This is a genomic window from Methylotenera sp. (genome assembly GCF_029946165.1).
Taxonomy (GTDB): domain Bacteria; phylum Pseudomonadota; class Gammaproteobacteria; order Burkholderiales; family Methylophilaceae; genus Methylotenera.
In genome coordinates this window covers 110,391-127,908 of the sequence record NZ_JAQSDZ010000021.1, presented here as the reverse complement: position 1 = coordinate 127,908, position 17,518 = coordinate 110,391, and the positions used below count along the sequence as shown (strand labels likewise).

General features: G+C 41.6%; 15 protein-coding genes and 1 tRNA gene. 10 read left to right on the top strand and 6 right to left on the bottom strand.

The window, feature by feature from the left end:
• The first annotated feature begins 16 nt into the window (after positions 1 to 16).
• Positions 17 to 559, top strand: coding sequence for a peroxiredoxin (locus PSV17_RS11185; protein ID WP_300482621.1), 543 nt, complete (start codon positions 17 to 19; stop codon positions 557 to 559).
• Positions 560 to 625: 66 nt separating this feature from the next.
• The gene (locus PSV17_RS11180) at positions 626 to 1,621 is read left to right on the top strand and encodes a sensor domain-containing diguanylate cyclase (RefSeq protein WP_300482620.1); all 996 of its coding nucleotides are present in this window, start codon (positions 626 to 628) and stop codon (positions 1,619 to 1,621) included.
• A 36-nt stretch (positions 1,622 to 1,657) separates the two neighbouring features.
• On the opposite strand, the gene PSV17_RS11175 is transcribed toward PSV17_RS11180, so the two are convergent.
• Complete coding sequence (locus PSV17_RS11175) at positions 1,658 to 2,359, bottom strand: pirin family protein (protein ID WP_300482617.1); 702 nt, start codon at positions 2,357 to 2,359, stop codon at positions 1,658 to 1,660.
• A gap of 154 nt (positions 2,360 to 2,513) precedes the next feature.
• Here PSV17_RS11175 and PSV17_RS11170 point away from each other — a divergent pair, with 154 nt between their 5' ends.
• Positions 2,514 to 3,428, top strand: a complete 915-nt coding sequence (locus PSV17_RS11170) for a LysR family transcriptional regulator (RefSeq protein WP_300482615.1) — start codon at positions 2,514 to 2,516, stop codon at positions 3,426 to 3,428.
• A 190-nt stretch (positions 3,429 to 3,618) separates the two neighbouring features.
• On the opposite strand, the gene PSV17_RS11165 is transcribed toward PSV17_RS11170, so the two are convergent.
• Both PSV17_RS11165 and PSV17_RS11160 read right to left on the bottom strand, forming a co-directional pair.
• Positions 3,619 to 3,704 (bottom strand) — tRNA-Leu (locus tag PSV17_RS11165).
• Positions 3,705 to 3,927: 223 nt separating this feature from the next.
• Complete coding sequence (locus PSV17_RS11160) at positions 3,928 to 5,787, bottom strand: TolC family outer membrane protein (protein WP_300482613.1); 1,860 nt, start codon at positions 5,785 to 5,787, stop codon at positions 3,928 to 3,930.
• Positions 5,788 to 6,364: 577 nt separating this feature from the next.
• On the opposite strand from PSV17_RS11160, the gene PSV17_RS11155 reads away from it, so the two are divergent.
• The 7 genes from PSV17_RS11155 to PSV17_RS11125 all read left to right on the top strand — a co-directional run bounded on the left by PSV17_RS11155 (position 6,365) and on the right by PSV17_RS11125 (position 14,218).
• Positions 6,365 to 8,248, top strand: a complete 1,884-nt coding sequence (locus tag PSV17_RS11155; protein WP_300482611.1) for a potassium transporter Kup — start codon at positions 6,365 to 6,367, stop codon at positions 8,246 to 8,248.
• 112 nt (positions 8,249 to 8,360) lie between these two features.
• Positions 8,361 to 9,185, top strand: a complete 825-nt coding sequence (locus PSV17_RS11150) for a M48 family metallopeptidase (RefSeq protein ID WP_300482610.1) — start codon at positions 8,361 to 8,363, stop codon at positions 9,183 to 9,185.
• 144 nt (positions 9,186 to 9,329) lie between these two features.
• Positions 9,330 to 10,157, top strand: coding sequence for a 2,3,4,5-tetrahydropyridine-2,6-dicarboxylate N-succinyltransferase (gene dapD, locus PSV17_RS11145; RefSeq protein WP_300482608.1), 828 nt, complete (start codon positions 9,330 to 9,332; stop codon positions 10,155 to 10,157).
• A gap of 461 nt (positions 10,158 to 10,618) precedes the next feature.
• Positions 10,619 to 10,963, top strand: coding sequence for an ArsC family reductase (locus tag PSV17_RS11140; RefSeq protein ID WP_300482606.1), 345 nt, complete (start codon positions 10,619 to 10,621; stop codon positions 10,961 to 10,963).
• Entirely contained in the window at positions 10,960 to 12,117 is a 1,158-nt protein-coding gene (dapE, locus tag PSV17_RS11135; RefSeq protein WP_300482603.1) for a succinyl-diaminopimelate desuccinylase, read from the top strand. The genes PSV17_RS11140 and dapE overlap by 4 nt, the downstream gene beginning before the upstream one ends.
• An 8-nt stretch (positions 12,118 to 12,125) precedes the next feature.
• The gene (prmB, locus tag PSV17_RS11130) at positions 12,126 to 13,031 is read left to right on the top strand and encodes a 50S ribosomal protein L3 N(5)-glutamine methyltransferase (protein ID WP_300482601.1); all 906 of its coding nucleotides are present in this window, start codon (positions 12,126 to 12,128) and stop codon (positions 13,029 to 13,031) included.
• A gap of 8 nt (positions 13,032 to 13,039) precedes the next feature.
• The gene (locus tag PSV17_RS11125; RefSeq protein WP_300482600.1) at positions 13,040 to 14,218 is read left to right on the top strand and encodes a class I SAM-dependent methyltransferase; all 1,179 of its coding nucleotides are present in this window, start codon (positions 13,040 to 13,042) and stop codon (positions 14,216 to 14,218) included.
• A gap of 416 nt (positions 14,219 to 14,634) precedes the next feature.
• On the opposite strand, the gene PSV17_RS11120 is transcribed toward PSV17_RS11125, so the two are convergent.
• From PSV17_RS11120 to scpB, 3 genes are all read right to left on the bottom strand, one after another.
• Entirely contained in the window at positions 14,635 to 15,579 is a 945-nt protein-coding gene (locus tag PSV17_RS11120; RefSeq protein WP_300482599.1) for a hypothetical protein, read from the bottom strand.
• Between the two features lie 166 nt (positions 15,580 to 15,745).
• Positions 15,746 to 16,858, bottom strand: coding sequence for a pseudouridine synthase (locus PSV17_RS11115; protein ID WP_300482597.1), 1,113 nt, complete (start codon positions 16,856 to 16,858; stop codon positions 15,746 to 15,748).
• Positions 16,859 to 16,954: 96 nt separating this feature from the next.
• Positions 16,955 to 17,506, bottom strand: coding sequence for an SMC-Scp complex subunit ScpB (gene scpB, locus PSV17_RS11110; RefSeq protein ID WP_300482595.1), 552 nt, complete (start codon positions 17,504 to 17,506; stop codon positions 16,955 to 16,957).
• Positions 17,507 to 17,518 lie beyond the last annotated feature (12 nt).

The following is a 17,518-nucleotide window of genomic DNA, read 5'->3' as shown; positions in this document are numbered from 1 at the left end:
TAATGAATCTGGCCATATGACACTCAAGTTAATGTTTTACACAATTGTTCTGGTACTAGCATTTTTTGGATACCGCCACTATGCGATGGCTGGTCGGGTTTTACAGGTGGGCGATGAAGCGCCAAGCTTCACACTTAATGATGCTAAAGGGCAAACTCATTACCTAACTGATTATGCGGGTAAATATCTTGTGCTGTATTTTTACCCTAAAGATGACACGCCAGGTTGCACAAAAGAGGCTTGTCATTTTAGAGACGATATGTCGCAATTTGAACAATTAAGCGCAAAGGTAGTGGGTGTTAGCGTTGACAATAGTGCTTCGCATGCAGATTTTGCCAAAAAATATCACTTACCATTTCCTTTATTAATAGATACTAATGGGGCAGTTGCAGAAAGTTATCATTCATTAACAAATTTTTACTTTATAAAAATTGCAAAACGTCATACTTTCTTAATTGACCCAAATGGAAAAATTGCTAGGGTATATACAAGTGTAGATACTTCTAATCATTCGCAGCAAATAATTGATGATTTAAAGTTATTGCAGCAAAAGATTTAACTAGTTCATTGGTCAATATTCGGATGAAGCTTAGAGAAGTTAAAATGTAAACCAACTTAAACGATCATGAATTTCAGTCAAACATTCCCATTAAATATCGCTTTATTCTTTATGCTGCTGCTTTTAATCGCAGTGGGAATTTTCTATATTAAATTAAAAAATAGCGAAGAACTGTGGAAATTTGCGTTAGAGGGTGCAGGTGACGGGGTTTGGGACTGGGATATAGATAACGATAAAGCGCACTTTTCTGATCGCTATAAAGAAATGTTAGGCTTTAGTAGTGAGGAGATTAATGACAGTATCAACGAATGGAATACCCGGGTGCATCCTGATGATGCCGCTTCGCTAGATCAGGCAATTAAGGATTATTTATCAGGTAAAGCGGAAAAGTATATCCACGAGCATAGAATGATCTGCAAGGATAAAAGCATTATGTGGGTGATGTCGCGCGGCATGATAGTAAAGCGCGATAAGAATGGTAAACCAATGCGCATGGTGGGTACACACACCGATATTACCGCACGTAAATTGCTGGAAACTCGTTTAGAAAATCTAGCGCATTTTGATGCTTTAGCGAATATACCTAATCGCACCTTATTTAACGATCGACTTAAGCTCGCGTTATCTTATACCAAGCGCGAAAAAAAGATGCTTGCTGTCATGTTTATTGACTTAGATTTATTCAAAGAAATTAATGACTTATACGGTCATGAAACTGGTGACATCGTACTTAAAAAAATCTCAAGGCAATTGGTCTCGTGTGTGCGTGAATCTGATACCGTCGCGCGTATGGGTGGTGATGAATTTGTGGTTTTACTGCCGATTGTTGACGATATAGAGGATGTGAAATTAGTCGCAAGTAAAATTGTAGAAGCAGTTGCTCAACCAATTAAAGTTGCTAAAACCCACTTACATGTGACTTGTAGCATTGGTATCGCCATCTATCCACAGCATGGCAAAGATGAGAAGTTATTGATGATTAATGCTGACATGGCCATGTATCAAGCTAAGAATAGTGGTAAAAATCAAGCCAAGTTCTTTGAGGAATCGATGTTAAATTAAATGCTTTGATGTGCACATCAAAGCATTTAAAAGTTGTTAATAAGGTAAGTCGAATAAAAGAAATTCGACCTCATTAGCATTAGTAAAGTCAATTAATGCAATATCTTTAATTTTCAAGGCATCTCCAGTTTTTAAAGTAATGCCATTAACGTCTACTTGCCCATGAATCACATGTACATAAGCGGTACGGCCTGCTCGCAACGGATGCTGAACATGCTCTGGGGTATTCAGTATTGATGCATACAGATAAGCATCTTGATGGATTAACACGGAGCCATCTATACCATCAGGCGAACCAATTAAACGTAAGCGACCAACTTTAGATTCCAAACCAAAATGTTTTTCTTCATAGCTTGGCGCAATGCTTTTAACATTTGGCTCAATCCAGATTTGTAAAAAATGGACACGATCAGAGCTTGAGTGATTAAGCTCACTATGACGCACACCAGTACCCGCGCTCATCCTCTGCACATCACCATAACTAATAACAGAGCCTGTACCCATGCTATCTTTATGCTCTAATGAACCACTTAAAACATAGGTGATAATCTCCATATCTTCATGTCCGTGGGTTCCAAAACCTTTACCAGCCTGAACTCGATCTTCATTAATCACGAGCAATGGTCCGAATCCCATTGCTTCTGGATTGTAGTATTGACCGAATGAAAATGAATGGTTGGATTGCAACCAACCATGGTCTGCTGCACCGCGACTACTATTTTTATGAATCTCTAACATGGTGATCTCCTTTTTAAGTACTTCCAAAATCATGAATAAATTAGAATATAATTAATTTATAATTAGTCTTATTTATTAAGCATGTGTGTATTATGAGCTGGAAGATGAATGATTAAAAACGGAAATAGTATCAACCTATCATCGAAAAAATCGAATGTTTAAAATTAGCTTAGATGCATTACTGATATTGGATGCCATTGATCGCTTAGGATCTTTTGCAGCTGCGGGAGGTGAACTATTCAAAGTACCTTCAACCATTTCTTACACGGTAAGTAAGTTAGAGCAAGATTTAGGTGTGAAGGTATTTGAACGCTTAGGACCCAAAGTCGCCATTACCAAAGCAGGGAGTGAGTTACTCAAAGAGGGTCGCCACTTACTAAAAGCCGCAAGTGATTTAGAACACCGCGTCAGAAGAGTAGCATCAGGTTGGGAAACTGAACTCACGATAGGAATGGACTCAGTGTTCTCTCCAACCTCATTGATTAATGATGTCAGAGAGTTTTGCAAAGTTGCCGACCTGACAAGATTGAAATTCTCGCAAGAAACACTATCAGGTACTTGGGAAGCCCTACTCGATAGGCGGGTCGACTTACTTGTAGGAGCAGCTGGTGAAGGCCCTTCTGGAGGCGGATATCACTCGTACCTCATTGGTTATATGGAGTTTGTGTTTGTTGTTTCACCAACCCACCCTTTGGCTAATATTACCAACCCTCTTAGCAAAACCGACCTGAGCCAACATCTTGCTATTACCGTCAGTGATTCCGTCAGGAAAATGCAGCCCCGAACAGTAGGCCTACTTTTTGGACAAAATTCATTAGCAGTATCTAACATGCGTACAAAATATGAGTATCAATTAGCTGGTATGGGCTTTGGCTTCTTGCCTGAACCCCTTGCACGTCAAGCGATTTCAGCGGGATTATTAATTATAAAAGAAGTAGAAGAGCCTCGAAAACATGAGCCAATTTACCTTGCATGGCGCACAGAGGAACTGGGAGCGGGATTAACTTGGTGGATAGATAAAATGAAAAGCCCAGAGCTCCTAGAGAGGTTATGGGCTTCTTTCAAATAAACCCTTGAATTACGAATTATTTGAAATCGATCGGTTTCTCTTGGTAAAAAATTAATTTATAGTAGCGAAAAAATGTTTGGCACATTTTTGGCACAGTTGGCACATTATTTTGAGTGATTTCGCATTATTTCAAATGATACTGAGCTGACGCAAAAAACAAAAAACCCCTGATAAATCAGGGGTTTTGAATTGGTGCCCGGAGCCGGAGTCGAACCGGCACACCCATAAGGCGAGAGATTTTAAGTCTCTTGTGTCTACCAATTTCACCACCCGGGCAGATGGAAGGTCTACATCAAATTGCGGAGCGTATTCTAACACTGTAATTCAAATTTTTATAAGCTATAAATGAGTTTTTTTACAGTAAAGTAAAAAATATTTATATATTTTCACTTTCAACATGGATCAAGTCAAAATTTAACAAAAAAAAATGGAAGCCTAGGCTCCCATTTTTACTTTTAACTACATGAACTAAATTGCTACTAGAACTTCAATATGTAACTTATTTTTTCTGCTCACGCACTAGCTCTATGCGACGATTAACCAAATTACCTTTTCTTGGATCATTCTCAGCGATTGGCATGCTATAACCATAACCTTTAGCAGATAAACGTTTAGCATCTATACCTTTTTTAACGATATAGTCCATCACTGCTTTAGCACGCTTCTCAGATAAGCGCTGGTTATAATCGGCATTTGAGGTGCCGCTTTGATCGGTATGACCACCGACTTCAACGTTTGAATCACCCCACTCTTTCAAGGTATTAATCGCGTTATCTAACGCAGGATAGGAAACCTCTTTAATTTTAGCGCTATTAGGCTCAAACTGCACATCAGGCACGATTTTATTTGCCATTGCTTTATTTGCTATTGGTTTCGCTTCGACCTTTGCTGGTTCTAAGGCTACGGGCATAGCCACAAATATGGTCGAACTAAGTGGCTTTGCATCAGCCAATAGTGCTGCTTTGTCTATAGTCTTTTGAACTGGGGACGCAGCCTGACAAACATTTTCATCATCCATGTAACTTTCACGTTTGTACTCAGGCAAGCCACCACGCGCGGCGCCGATTTTATTCAACAACTCGCCTTGACCCGCATAAGTTCTTGCAAAAGCTGTTTGAATATCGTACTGCGTATTTGCCAGCGCACGCCTAGCTTGAAAGTATTCATTCTCAGTATCTAACAAATCTAATAAAGTGCGTTGACCAATCTCGAATTGCTTACGATAAGCTTCACGCGCATTCTCAATAGAGTTTTTATGTTCTGTACGATACTTTTCTTGCTCTTTTAACTGTTGAACGTCGTTATAAGCAATCACTACCAGTTGACGAGTATCAACACAGGCTTTATCACGTAAATCTTTAGAGTTGTTAAGCTTTTCTGCCGTTTGTTTAATCGCGTTTTGATCTGAAAAGCCATTAAATAAATTAAAATTCATGGTTAATTCAAGCAAATCAGCGGCGCCAGCACTAAACCTGCCATCATTACTAACACCTAGGTTCTTGCGTGCTTGCAAGTCTAACTTAGGGTAATAACGTGATTGTCTTGTTTTAATCTCATCTTTACTGGCTTGAATGTCTTCAATTGTTGAAAGTAAATCTGGATTTTGATTGTATGCAACTTTTAAGGCTTCCATTGAAGTTGGCTCTACCCCTGCATTAAAAAAGGTAGGAGCCTCTAAGGTTTCTGGTGGAAGCTCGCCATACAGACGTTGCATACGTGCAGTCACATCATGCAAATTTGTTGTTTCAGTGAGCAAATTAGCTTCAGCTAAAGCTAAACGCCCCGAGGCTTGCTCTAAATCGACTTTACGCGCGACGCCTGCGTTCACACGCTCATGAATGCGGTCAAACAATTGCTTGTGTATCACATAGTTTTCTTTTGCATACTCGCTTAACTCGCGATAACGATTAGCATCAATATATGAGCGCATAAATTCCAGCGTAGTATTTTGCATTGCACTTTGCAGTTCATAATAACGTACACGGTTGGCATGACCCAACCGCTTAACCTCATTGCTTGTAGCAAAGCCGTCAAAAATCATTTGTCGCAAAACAAGCTCATTGTTAAAGCGGGGAATATTGGTGCCATCACCAGAATTGTTAAGGTCTTCTTGTTTTCTGTAAGTAGAAACAATATCTGCTCTTGGCAAGAAATTACCGTGCGCTACATCTTGCTCGAAGCCTGATTCTAAAAAACGGTGATAACGTGATTGCACATCAGGATTTGCAGTAATGGTTTTCTCAACCATCTCTTTTAATGTTACCAACGATCCTACAGCAAACGCAGTGTTACTTGTAAGGCCACCTAAGCAAGAAATTAAAGCTAAAGTAATTAGTTTATAGTTGAATTTGTTATTCAAAATTTATTCCCATAATCTTTCATTAATTGTTCATAAAATTGAAAATGCAAGACCGCAACAAATTTCAATCTATCAATCATCTACACCATCTAGTTAATCTGACAAGCATGAATATAAGCAACAACCATACCAAGCTAAAATCCACTTAAAAATTAGAAGTTAAAATTTCAAGAAAATGTAAACGCAGCCAATTAGGCGTGACCTTTAAAGCTTGAAGACATCAAGCCTACCCGCCCTTAATAAATAAACAAGCGTTTGTTTTTATTATGTATTTTTATTATTATTAATAAAAATTTACAATTTCAACCGCCATTAAAGCGATATTTACTGTATACGACAAACTTCAGAGTGTATTTACAAAAAATGCTTACTTCAATTTAAAGTCAGCAATTAGTAAATCAGGGAAACTGTCATTATTCAAAACAAACCTGTTTAAGAATTAGACAATTGAAGGACACACTTACTATTAATCATAAGTGACCTTTAAATCTTTTAATCGGCTTTTAATTAAAAAACGATTGGTTAAGTATTTAAGTTGGTTGATAATAGGACTCCTCTCTAATAACCCTTCATTTTAATGTCCACTCCTACTGGCAGTAAAACAAAGCTCTCCGCACTTACCTTAGCCGCACTTGGGGTCGTATTTGGTGATATTGGCACAAGTCCTTTATACACAATCAAAGAAGTTTTCTCAGCTGGCGCTCACCCCGTGCCTCTCACCGAAGCTAATATGTTCGGCATATTATCGCTGATTGTTTGGGCGCTTATCATGGTGGTATCGGTTAAATATGTTGCATTTATTATGCGAGCAGATAACCGTGGGGAAGGAGGAATTATGGCTTTGCTTGCCTTAGCTAGTCATAACGCGGGCAGCAATATTAAGAAGCAACGCACCATCATGTTGCTAGGTATTTTAGGTGCCTGTATGTTTTATGCGGACGGCATGATTACACCAGCCATTTCAGTTCTATCTGCTGTGGAAGGACTTGAACTTGCAGCGCCGATTCTGCATCCACTCATCCTACCGATTACATTGGTGGTACTTTTTATTTTATTCTGGGCACAAAGTAAAGGCACTGCCTTAGTCGGCGCCTTTTTTGGCCCAATCATGCTGATGTGGTTTGGCACGCTCGGGGTTCTTGGTATACAAAGTATCATGCAGAACCCCAGTATTCTGCATGCATTAAATCCAATTTATGCTATTCAGTTTTTCATGGTAAGCCCGTGGATTGCATTTGTTGCACTTGGCGCTGTGGTGCTAGCGGTGACGGGTGCAGAAGCTTTATATGCAGACATGGGACATTTCGGACGCTTCCCCATTCGTCTAGCTTGGTTTGGTTTTGTTTTACCTGCACTAATTTTAAATTACTTTGGTCAAGGGGCACTCATCCTGCAACATCCAGAGGCTATTAAAAATCCATTCTATTTACTTGCTCCAGAATGGATGCTTTTCCCACTCATTATTTTAGCTACCCTTGCTGCAGTCATTGCCTCACAAGCTGTAATTACTGGTGCATTTTCAGTATCGCGCCAAGCCTTGCAATTAGGCTACTTACCGCGCATGCACGTGGAACACACCTCTGAAAGCCAAGAAGGTCAGATTTATATGCCACGCGTCAATTGGGGGTTAATGGCAGCAGTAATGGGATTGGTCTTAACCTTTAAATCGTCCGGCAATTTAGCCGCCGCTTATGGAATAGCGGTAACTGGCGACATGGTCATCACCACTCTGTTGGCAGGTATTATTTTCCATAATCTTTGGGGATGGAGCAAGTTGCGCACAGGTTTGTTAGTAGCTATGTTTCTCACAATTGATATTGCTTTTTTCAGCGCAAACGTCTTAAAAATCCCTGATGGTGGTTGGGTGCCGTTAGCTATTGGCATTGTAATTTTCACGTTGATGCTCACTTGGAAAACTGGCCGTGGAGTAGTCTATACAAAACTTAAAAATGAGGCCATGGCATTAGACCCATTTATTGAAGCAATTGGCGCACATCCTCCAACACGTGTTCCAGGTACAGCACTGTTTCTAACACCAAACCCAGAGGGTGTGCCACATGCAATGCTGCACAACCTAAAACACAACAAAGTATTGCACGAAAAAATGGTGATACTCACCGTTAAATTTTTAGACTACCCACATACCGTGGAAGAAGAGCGCGTGAAGTTAGAAGTTCTGCCGCACGAGTTTTATAGAGTGACCGTGAAATATGGTTTTAAAGATGAGCCAGATTTACCTCGCGATTTACAACTTTGTACTGAAAAAGGCTTAGTTTTAGATGAAATGGACACTTCATTCTTTATCGGTAAAGAAATTCTGATTGCCAGCGGCAAGTCTGGTATGTCTTTCTGGCGCAAGAAAATATTCATCGGTTTATTTAGAAGCGCAGAAACAATCACCAATCAATTCAAACTACCGCCAAACCGTGTGATTGAGTTGGGCTCTCAATTAAAGATTTAACAATTATTGACGACTTCTCATTCAACTTTATAATAGACTCACGCGTTAGCAGCTTAGATATTGGTAAATATACCCATTTAAGTACTAAAACTTTTCAGATAAAGGAACAAATATGAAAAAGCTGACCCTAATTTTACTTGCCGCAATTTCTTTACAAATCAGCGGCTGTGCTACTACTACTCAAGATAGCGTTTCAGGTGTAAATCGTACACAACTCTTGTTAATGCCCGAATCGCAAGTTGTCGCTATGTCTAGCCAAGCTTACACACAAACCTTGCAAGAGTCACAAAAGAAAAACACACTTAATACTGACAAAGCGCAATTCGAACGTGTGCGTGCTATTTCCAATAGACTCATTGCACAAGTCGGCATATTTAGGCCAGATGCTGTGCAATGGAAATGGGAAGTGAATGTGGATAAAAGCGACCAGGTGAATGCTTATTGCATGCCAGGCGGAAAAATCATGGTACTCACTGGTTTAATCGATCAACTAAAAGCAACTGATGACGAGTTAGGTGCAGTGATTGGCCATGAAATTGCACATGCCTTACGCGAGCATGGTCGTGAACGCATGTCACAAGCCTTTGTACAACAATTTGGTTTACAAGCACTAGGTGCAATCATAACCAATGGTACAAGTGCGGCAGTTGGCAATGCCTCGATGCAAGCTGCTGGGGTTGGTTCACAATTATTCTTTGCTTTACCTAATAGTCGCCTGCAAGAAACAGAGGCAGATAGAATTGGTTTAGAGCTATCAGCACGCGCTGGGTTTAATCCAGAAGCAGCGATTACTCTTTGGCAGAAAATGAGTAAACTAGGCGGCAATAAACCGCCAGAGTTCTTAAGTACCCACCCAGCGGATGGCACTCGTATTGCCCAATTACAAGCATTAGTGCCAAAAGTAAAGCCGCTATATGTAGCCGCTAAGAAAAAATAATTAGCGCCAGCAGAAATCATCTCGCAGAAATTATTTGAAGCTCATGTCAGATATTCAATATCTGACATGAGCTTTAGTTTTTGGTGAATACTCAGTTTAGGTTAAAATAACGTTTTTATTAAACCAACTAACTCTGAGAGCATTATGGATTCACGTCAAAGTATTATCGAAACGGCCTTTGAAGACCGCGCTAACATTAACCCTAGCAACGCAACTGCTGAAATTAAAGCAACTGTCGCTTCTTTAATCGCAGATTTAGACGCAGGAACACTACGCGTTGCTTCTCGTATTGGTGATAGCCAAGACTGGGAAACTCACCAGTGGCTTAAAAAAGCGGTATTGCTTTCATTCCGCCTAGAAGATAATACTTTGTTAGATGGCGGCTGCACTAAATACTACGATAAAGTACCGCCAAAATTTGCTGATTATACTGAAGAAGATTTTAAAGCTGGTGGCTTCCGCGTAGTGCCAAATGCAATGGTGCGTCGCGGTTCATTCATTGGTAAAAACGCAGTGTTATTACCTTCATACGTTAATATCGGCGCTTACGTTGGCGAAGGCACAATGGTTGATACATGGGCTACAGTAGGCTCATGCGCACAGATCGGTAAAAACGTGCATTTAAGCGGCGGCGTTGGTATTGGTGGCGTATTAGAGCCAATTCAAGCTGGCCCAACCATCATTGGTGACAACTGCTTTATTGGTGCACGTTCTGAAGTGGTTGAAGGCGTAATCGTAGAAGACAACTGTGTGATTTCAATGGGCGTTTATATTGGTCAATCAACCAAAATTTACGATCGTGAAACTGGCACTGTCACCTATGGTCGCATTCCTAAAGGTTCAGTTGTGGTTTCGGGCAACTTACCATCTAAAGATGGTAGCTATAGTCTTTACTGCGCAGTGATCGTTAAAAAAGTAGATGAAAAAACACTAGGAAAAGTCGGCATTAACGAACTTTTACGTGGTATTTAATTAAGCTGGATTTAATGCCTAGTTGACATGTAGCCGTCACTTTTCGACGGTTAGCTTTCTTAATATTAAATACCAGCCCTTAAACACCGATTGTCCATTAGAAATAATAAAATTAACGTAAATCCAATGTAGGAGGGGCTTGCAGCCCCGAATGGCGATTCGATGTGATATTTTGTTCGGGGCTACAAGCCCCTCCTACAGCCATCCGCAACAGTTTGAGTGGAAAATTCTACAAAATTAAATGTTCTAATGGATTATCTGCGTTTAATAACACTATTGTTTGAATAGGCTGCAAGCAAGCGTTCATTACGCTTCTGCAGCCTTTTTAACGTCTAGAGCAAATGCAATTCAGTCATAGGCGTCTAGATTGTGCTAACTTATCAGCACTTTAGGTCATTTCTATAGCGTATTGCTGTAAAATGCGTTTTTAATATAAAACGTTTATTTTAAACACTATATCTATGCAGCTATTTGGCATTCCTAACTGTAACACCGTGAAAAAAGCCCGCGATTGGCTAACCGAGCACCATATTGCTTACGAATTTCATGATTTCAAAAAAAATGGTGTCACTCAATCGCTACTTGAGGCTTGGTTAAACCAACAACCTTGGGAAAAGCTAGTTAACCGTGCAGGCATGACTTGGCGCAATTTAACTGACGCTGAAAAAGCCGCAATCATAGATGCGCCATCAGCGATTAAATTAATGTTGGAAAAATCTTCTGTGATCAAGCGACCTGTTTTAGTGAAAGACGGCAAAATCATTTGCCTGGGATTTTCTGAAGCAGCTTACAAAGAACTACTATGACAAATCCAAATACACAAAGCAAAACGCTCAATTTAGCCATCGACTTGTTAACCCGTCGCTCAAACACACCTGAAGACGCAGGTTGCCAAGACTTAATGATTTCACGCTTGGAACCACTAGGCTTTAAAATCGAACGTATGCGCTTCGGCAATGTAGACAATTTATATGCTAGACGCGGCACAACTGGCCCATTGTTAGTGTTTGCAGGTCATACCGATGTTGTCCCGACTGGGCCGCTAGACAAATGGCACACGCCGCCATTTGAGCCAACCATCAAAGATGGTATGCTCTACGCACGTGGTGCGGCAGACATGAAGACTTCACTGGCTGCGTTTATTACCAGTATTGAAGAATTTGTCGCTGAAAACCCAAATCACACAGGTTCGATTGGCTTGCTAATTACCTCTGATGAGGAAGGCGTGGCAGTTGATGGTACGGTTAAAGTGGTTGAAGTGCTAAAAGCGCGTGGCGAATTAATTGACTATTGCATTGTTGGCGAACCGACAAGCAACAAGGTGGTTGGAGACATGATTAAGAATGGTCGCCGCGGCTCGCTCTCAGGTAAGCTTACCGTTAAAGGCATACAAGGCCATATTGCTTACCCGCATTTAGTGAAAAATCCGATTCACCTTGTGGCGCCTGCCATTAAAGACATGGTTGAAACGGTTTGGGATAAGGGCAACGAATACTTTCCTCCCACCTCATGGCAAATTTCCAATATTAACGGCGGCACAGGTGCCACCAACGTAGTTCCGGGCGAAGTGGAAATTCTATTCAACTTTAGATTCTGCCCAGAACTTAACGGAGCTGGCAGCACTGAGGCTAATTTAAAATCGCGTGTGCATCATATTTTAGATAGCAACCAACTCAATTACGATTTGGAATGGGAATACTCACCTCCTTACATCACACCACGCGGCAACTTAGTTGAAGCTATAACAGAAGCTATCGAACAAGCTTATGGCGTAACGCCTGAATTATCAACCACTGGCGGCACTTCGGATGGTCGCTTTATCGCTGACATTTGCAAGCAGGTGATTGAGTTTGGCCCGCTTAACGCAACGATACACAAACTTAATGAATGCGTCGGCGTGGCAGATATTGAGCCGCTAAAAGAAACCTACAAACTCACGCTGCAAAAATTACTCAAATAAAGAACGTCATGGCAAATAACACACAAAATCAAGCAGCAAACGAGCTATTCACCATTCGTGACTGGATACGCTACGCCGTTAGTCAATTCGAGGCTTCAGACGTTTTTTACGGACACGGCACTGATAACGCGTACGACGAAGCTGTTTGGCTCATCATGAGCGCGCTGCACTTACCGATGGATACGCTTAATAACTTTTTAGATGCGCGCATTACTACTGAGGAGCGAATTAAGCTGGCTAACTTTATTGAGCAGCGCATCACCAAGCACACGCCTACTGCTTACCTCTTGAAAGAAGCATGGCTGCAAGGTTTGAAATTTTATGTAGATGAACGTGTGCTGATTCCACGTTCATTCATTGCTGAACTATTGGCTGACGGTTTAAACTCATGGATTGAGTTTCCTGAAATGGTCGAGAGTGCGGCTGACCTTTGTACGGGCAGTGGTTGCTTAGGTATATTGCTCGCCAGCGTGTTCCCAAATGCAGCAGTTGATGTGATTGATATTTCGCAAGATGCCATTGATGTAGCCAATATCAATATTGCCAACTACAGTTTGCAAGAGCAAGTCACTGCGATTAAGTCAGATATGTTCACGGCACTTAAAGACAAGAAGTACGATTTAATCATCAGCAACCCGCCATATGTCGATGCGCCATCCATGGCCGCATTACCACAGGAATATCAGAACGAGCCACAACTAGCGCTAGGTAGTGGTGATGCAGGTTTAGACCACACACACACTATTTTGCGTGAAGCTGCGAACTACCTGAATGATGATGGCATATTGATTGTCGAGATTGGCCACAACCGCGAGGCGCTAGAAGCCGCTTACCCAAACATTATATTTAACTGGCTAGAAGTTTCGTCAGGTAACGAATTTGTATTTTTACTCACTAAGTCACAGCTTATATAGGCATTATTTTGAACACACAAACAACTCAGCCCGTAGTTAACAATACCGTGGTTAACAACACCATTAGCTGGCAAGAAGCTAACAAAACTAAAACAGGCACTTGGCACTCAGAAAATGCCGCGCCAGTGCCTAAACGCGTTCAAATTGCCGATGACACTACTAAAGCCGACGATGCTTACAAACTTTGCTGCGAGGGCACAGCCTTACTTTGGCGTGGAGACTTTCAAAACGCTAAAATGTTGCTGCAAGCGCTTTCACGCCGCATAGATCGCCCAGGTAAAAAACCAAAAAAACCCGCAGAAACCATGCTTGAAGCTTTTCATTTGCATCGCCAAGCGCAGTCGCAAAAAGCGCGTATTTTAGGCATGTTGGTGATTGAATTAAATGTAGGTTACAACATCAGCTTACGTCGCGCGCCAGATGTAAAAGCCGCTTGTGAACATGCCTATGGCAAAAGTACGCATTCAATCGTAGTCTCTTTACGTGAGATTTTAGGTTTAGTCGGGGCTTATGAATGGAGCAAAAACGGCGTAGATATTCCCGTGATTAACAATAAAATATTCCCTAGTTATGGCGTATTTTCACCGATTCGCGGCGAATATTTAGATTTAGTGGATGTTTCACCTCTACCGATTCCATGTAACTTAGCTTTTGATATTGGGACAGGTACAGGCGTATTAGCAGCTATTTTGGCTAACCGCGGCATTACCAATATCATTGCCACAGACAACTCACATCGTGCGTTAGATTGTGCATTAAAAAACGTCAATCTGCTAGGCTTAAAAAATAATGTGAAACTGGTTGAAGCCAATTTATTCCCAAGTGCAGAACATGGTAAAGCGGATTTAATTGTCTGCAATCCACCATGGTTGCCTGCGCATCCTAGTTCTGCTTTAGAGTCTGCGATTTACGATGAAAAAAGTAAAATGCTCAAAGGCTTTTTAAATGGCTTAAACGCACATTTAAATGAAAATGGTGAAGGCTGGCTGATTCTTTCAAATTTTGCTGAACTTTTAGGACTAAGAACGGGCGAGGAATTACTAGGCTGGATTGCTGATGCAGGATTGAAAGTCATAGAAAGAACTGATACCAAAGCAAGACATGGCAAAACACTCGATGCTAGCGACCCATTACACTCGGCTCGTAAAGCAGAAGTGACTTCGTTGTGGCGCTTAGCTAAAGCTTAAATTTAAGATTTGGATTAGCTAAGAAATTTTTACACGAATCAATTAGACGCATTTTTTAAGTTTGCCTATCAAATCTTCGTCAGACTAGCAGAGGCTGGTATTCAGTCAGGTTCCAATGTAAGTGGCAGTGACTGAATACTTTAATATTTCACCACGACTGGATTCCGTCCTTCACGTGTGAATAATGCGCTTTAGCGAATATATTCCACGGGGATGCCAAGCACTGGTACGACGGAATGACGAATCTTTAAGTTTTTATGCATTGGTGTAGCGTGGGTGGAGGCGAAGCCGATACCACAAAGCAATGGTGAAATTAGGCAAGCGCTAATTTAATTTAAAGATTAGTTAAATTAAGTGATGGGTATCGCGTTGCTCAACCCATCCTACGTTTGCTAGTTAGCTTTTGGTAGTGGTGCTTAGTTCTTAGGGCTATCTTGCAAAGTTAATGCATTAATTGGCGAGACATTCCATGCATCAAGCAGCCGCCAAATGGCCGCATCAATTTCTTTAGCACGGTAGATTTGTTTTTGATCGGCATACCAATATAGACGATAGCCTGCCGCATAACGATTGACTTGAATGTCATTTCTTAAGCCCTCTGGAGGGACATAAAAATGATAATCTGGTGCTAAGGGCGTATCTGAATGCACAAAACACTGCCTCATCGGGCCTTCTTGATATGGTCTTTCTATATACTCGTAACAATCTACCCCCGCTTTTGATACTTTTTTATTCATATCTAGACCCTTCATTAGATCAAGGTCATAATTACGTTCCATTTGCAAATCGCGCTTATAAGAACGAGCTAACTCTGAACGCTTGTAATTTGAATCTGCAATATTTAAATGGTGACGAGATATGAACACTTTTATCTGATCTGGATGATCCATTTTCATACTTGCAATAGGGCTATCATACGTAGGTATTACTGTGCTGCCATTCAGCATTAAGTTAAACTCAATGTCTTTTTGCCCAGAATAATCATATTTTTTCAATCGTTTTTCTTCAGCGGCGTCAAATGCAACGGCGTCTTTCTCAGATAACTTTGGAAAGCGCTTTGGTACATAGTCAATTGGAAACTGACCGATAAATCCTTCTTGTTCGATTGGATAGCCTAAGTTCGGTTCTGTGTGTAGCCTACGTTGCCCTAAAACAGCCTTAATGACTAGTAATTGGTTGCCTCTCCACATCACGGTTTCCCCTTCTTTGGGCGCGTTGGGTAATTGGGCAGATTGGGCGTCGAGTGGCGATTTATTGATTACTTCATTTTCAGTGGAGGTGCGGGGCGGTGACGATTGATTGCAGCCACTTAAGTTCAAAGTACCGATGCTGACTAACATAAAAATCAATGAAGCATTCATCAATAGACTCCATTGATGAATGCATTTAGACCCGTTTGGCATCAGCTTCATGTTGCATCTTTCATTCATTATTAACTCGCGCTGGATTAACCAAGCGTAACCCAGCAAGCATACTAACAAACAGTACTAAATAAAAAAATGTAATCTATGGGGGGCGTTATATTGCCTAACCTCGACCGCGGTTTCTGTCACCTTTCTTCTGCATGGCTGGAGCAGCTAAGTCGCTAGTCTGTCTCACACGTCGATTAGCAGGTCTTTTAGGCGCAGGTTTTTTTGCCGCAACCGCATCAGGTTTTGCACGATAAGGTCTAGTTTCACCGTCTGCGCCAACTCTTGGCGGTCTATCAAGCGCGCTAATGCGTTGTTTACGCACTTTTGGCGTGAATACGGTAGTTGCTTTTAGTTTTTCACGTTGCGTTAATTGTCTTAATGGTGCACTTGGCACTGGCAAATCTGCCCATTCAAGCAAGCCAACCACTTCTTTTTGTTCAAGTTTCAGCATACTTCCGCGTTTAACGCGTGGTGGCAGATTCACTGGGCCAAAACGCACGCGCATTAAGCGGCTCACTGGCAATTGGAATGCTTCAAACAAACGGCGCACTTCGCGATTACGGCCTTCGCGCAGAATTACTTGATACCAATGGTTCGCGCCCTCGCCGCCTTGCGCAGTAATGCTATCAAAGTTTGCTGGGCCATCTTCTAGCTCTATGCCTTCTTTGAGTTGCGTCATTTGGCCTTCGGTTAACTCGCCAAAAATACGCACGGCATATTCACGTTCCACTTCATAGCGCGGATGCATAAAACGGTTTGCCAACTCGCCTGAAGTCGTAAAAATCAACAAGCCGCTGGTATTCATATCCAAACGACCAATGGCAATCCATTTACCGTTTTTAACTTTTGGCAGTTTATCAAACACGCTTGCACGACCTTCAGGGTCATCTTGACTGACGATTTCACCTTCTGGTTTATGGTAAATCAACACTTGCGGTAATTCCGCTATAAATGGCAATTTGACCGGGCGACTATCTAAGCGCACCGTATCATGTTGCGTTACACCTTGGCCTTGCGTGGCTGGCGCACCATTCACGGTGACTCGACCGCTAGCAATCAGCGCTTCCATATCACGGCGTGAACCTAAACCAGCCAGCGCCAATAACTTATGCAAACGTTGCGTAGGTTCTGGTGGCGCGTTAGCGTCTGTGGCTAATTTAGTGAAATTAGTTTTTGCGCGACGAGGAGTCGCTTGCGGGTCGCGTTGCGTTTTAAAAGGACGTGCCATAAGGATAAACTATTGATTGCAAAAGCGCATTTTACCGCAGTTAGTGAAAAACACCTCAGACTAAATGCAAGCAGATAAAACGGATTTAAAAATTAATTATAAATCCAACTGATTATCAGTTTTTACAAAGTCTTCCATGGCCGGCAATTCAGCAAGCGACTTTAAATTAAGGTCATCTAAAAAGTGTTTAGTTGTTGCGTACAACGAAGGCCGACCAGGTACTTCCCGTTGCCCTACTATATCGACCCAATCGCGCTCTTGTAATTGGCGCATAACATTGGGGTTAACAGCTACACCACGAATTTCTTCAATGTCGCCGCGGGTTACAGGCTGTCTGTAAGCAATAATCGCCAATGTTTCCATCACCGCGCGTGAGTATTTAGATTGCTTTTCAGGATTAAGCCGCGCTAAAAAAGTGGCGTACTCAGCCCGTGCTTGAAAGCGATAACCCGTTGCGACCTGCACCAACTCCATGGTGCGTGGCTCCCAGTCTTGCTTGAGTTCATCAAGTAACATACGTAACGTGGTGCGCTCCATGCGGTCTGCAAATAGCTTTTGCATATCATCTAGGCTTAACGGCTGCGGTGAAGTGAGCAAGGCAACTTCTAGCACCTGCTTTTTTTGCGTTATGTTTTCTGGTTCGTTCATGATAATTTCGTT

Bases quoted from the DNA above. Each gene is read 5' to 3' on its own strand.
- PSV17_RS11185 (WP_300482621.1), top strand. From the start codon at position 17: ATGACACTCAAGTTAATGTTTTACACAATTGTTCTGGTACTAGCATTT.
- PSV17_RS11180 (WP_300482620.1), top strand. From the start codon at position 626: ATGAATTTCAGTCAAACATTCCCATTAAATATCGCTTTATTCTTTATG.
- PSV17_RS11175 (WP_300482617.1), bottom strand. From the start codon at position 2,359: ATGTTAGAGATTCATAAAAATAGTAGTCGCGGTGCAGCAGACCATGGT.
- PSV17_RS11170 (WP_300482615.1), top strand. From the start codon at position 2,514: ATGTTTAAAATTAGCTTAGATGCATTACTGATATTGGATGCCATTGAT.
- PSV17_RS11155 (WP_300482611.1), top strand. From the start codon at position 6,365: ATGTCCACTCCTACTGGCAGTAAAACAAAGCTCTCCGCACTTACCTTA.
- PSV17_RS11150 (WP_300482610.1), top strand. From the start codon at position 8,361: ATGAAAAAGCTGACCCTAATTTTACTTGCCGCAATTTCTTTACAAATC.
- dapD (WP_300482608.1), top strand. From the start codon at position 9,330: ATGGATTCACGTCAAAGTATTATCGAAACGGCCTTTGAAGACCGCGCT.
- PSV17_RS11140 (WP_300482606.1), top strand. From the start codon at position 10,619: ATGCAGCTATTTGGCATTCCTAACTGTAACACCGTGAAAAAAGCCCGC.
- dapE (WP_300482603.1), top strand. From the start codon at position 10,960: ATGACAAATCCAAATACACAAAGCAAAACGCTCAATTTAGCCATCGAC.
- prmB (WP_300482601.1), top strand. From the start codon at position 12,126: ATGGCAAATAACACACAAAATCAAGCAGCAAACGAGCTATTCACCATT.
- PSV17_RS11120 (WP_300482599.1), bottom strand. From the start codon at position 15,579: ATGAATGCTTCATTGATTTTTATGTTAGTCAGCATCGGTACTTTGAAC.
- PSV17_RS11115 (WP_300482597.1), bottom strand. From the start codon at position 16,858: ATGGCACGTCCTTTTAAAACGCAACGCGACCCGCAAGCGACTCCTCGT.
- scpB (WP_300482595.1), bottom strand. From the start codon at position 17,506: ATGAACGAACCAGAAAACATAACGCAAAAAAAGCAGGTGCTAGAAGTT.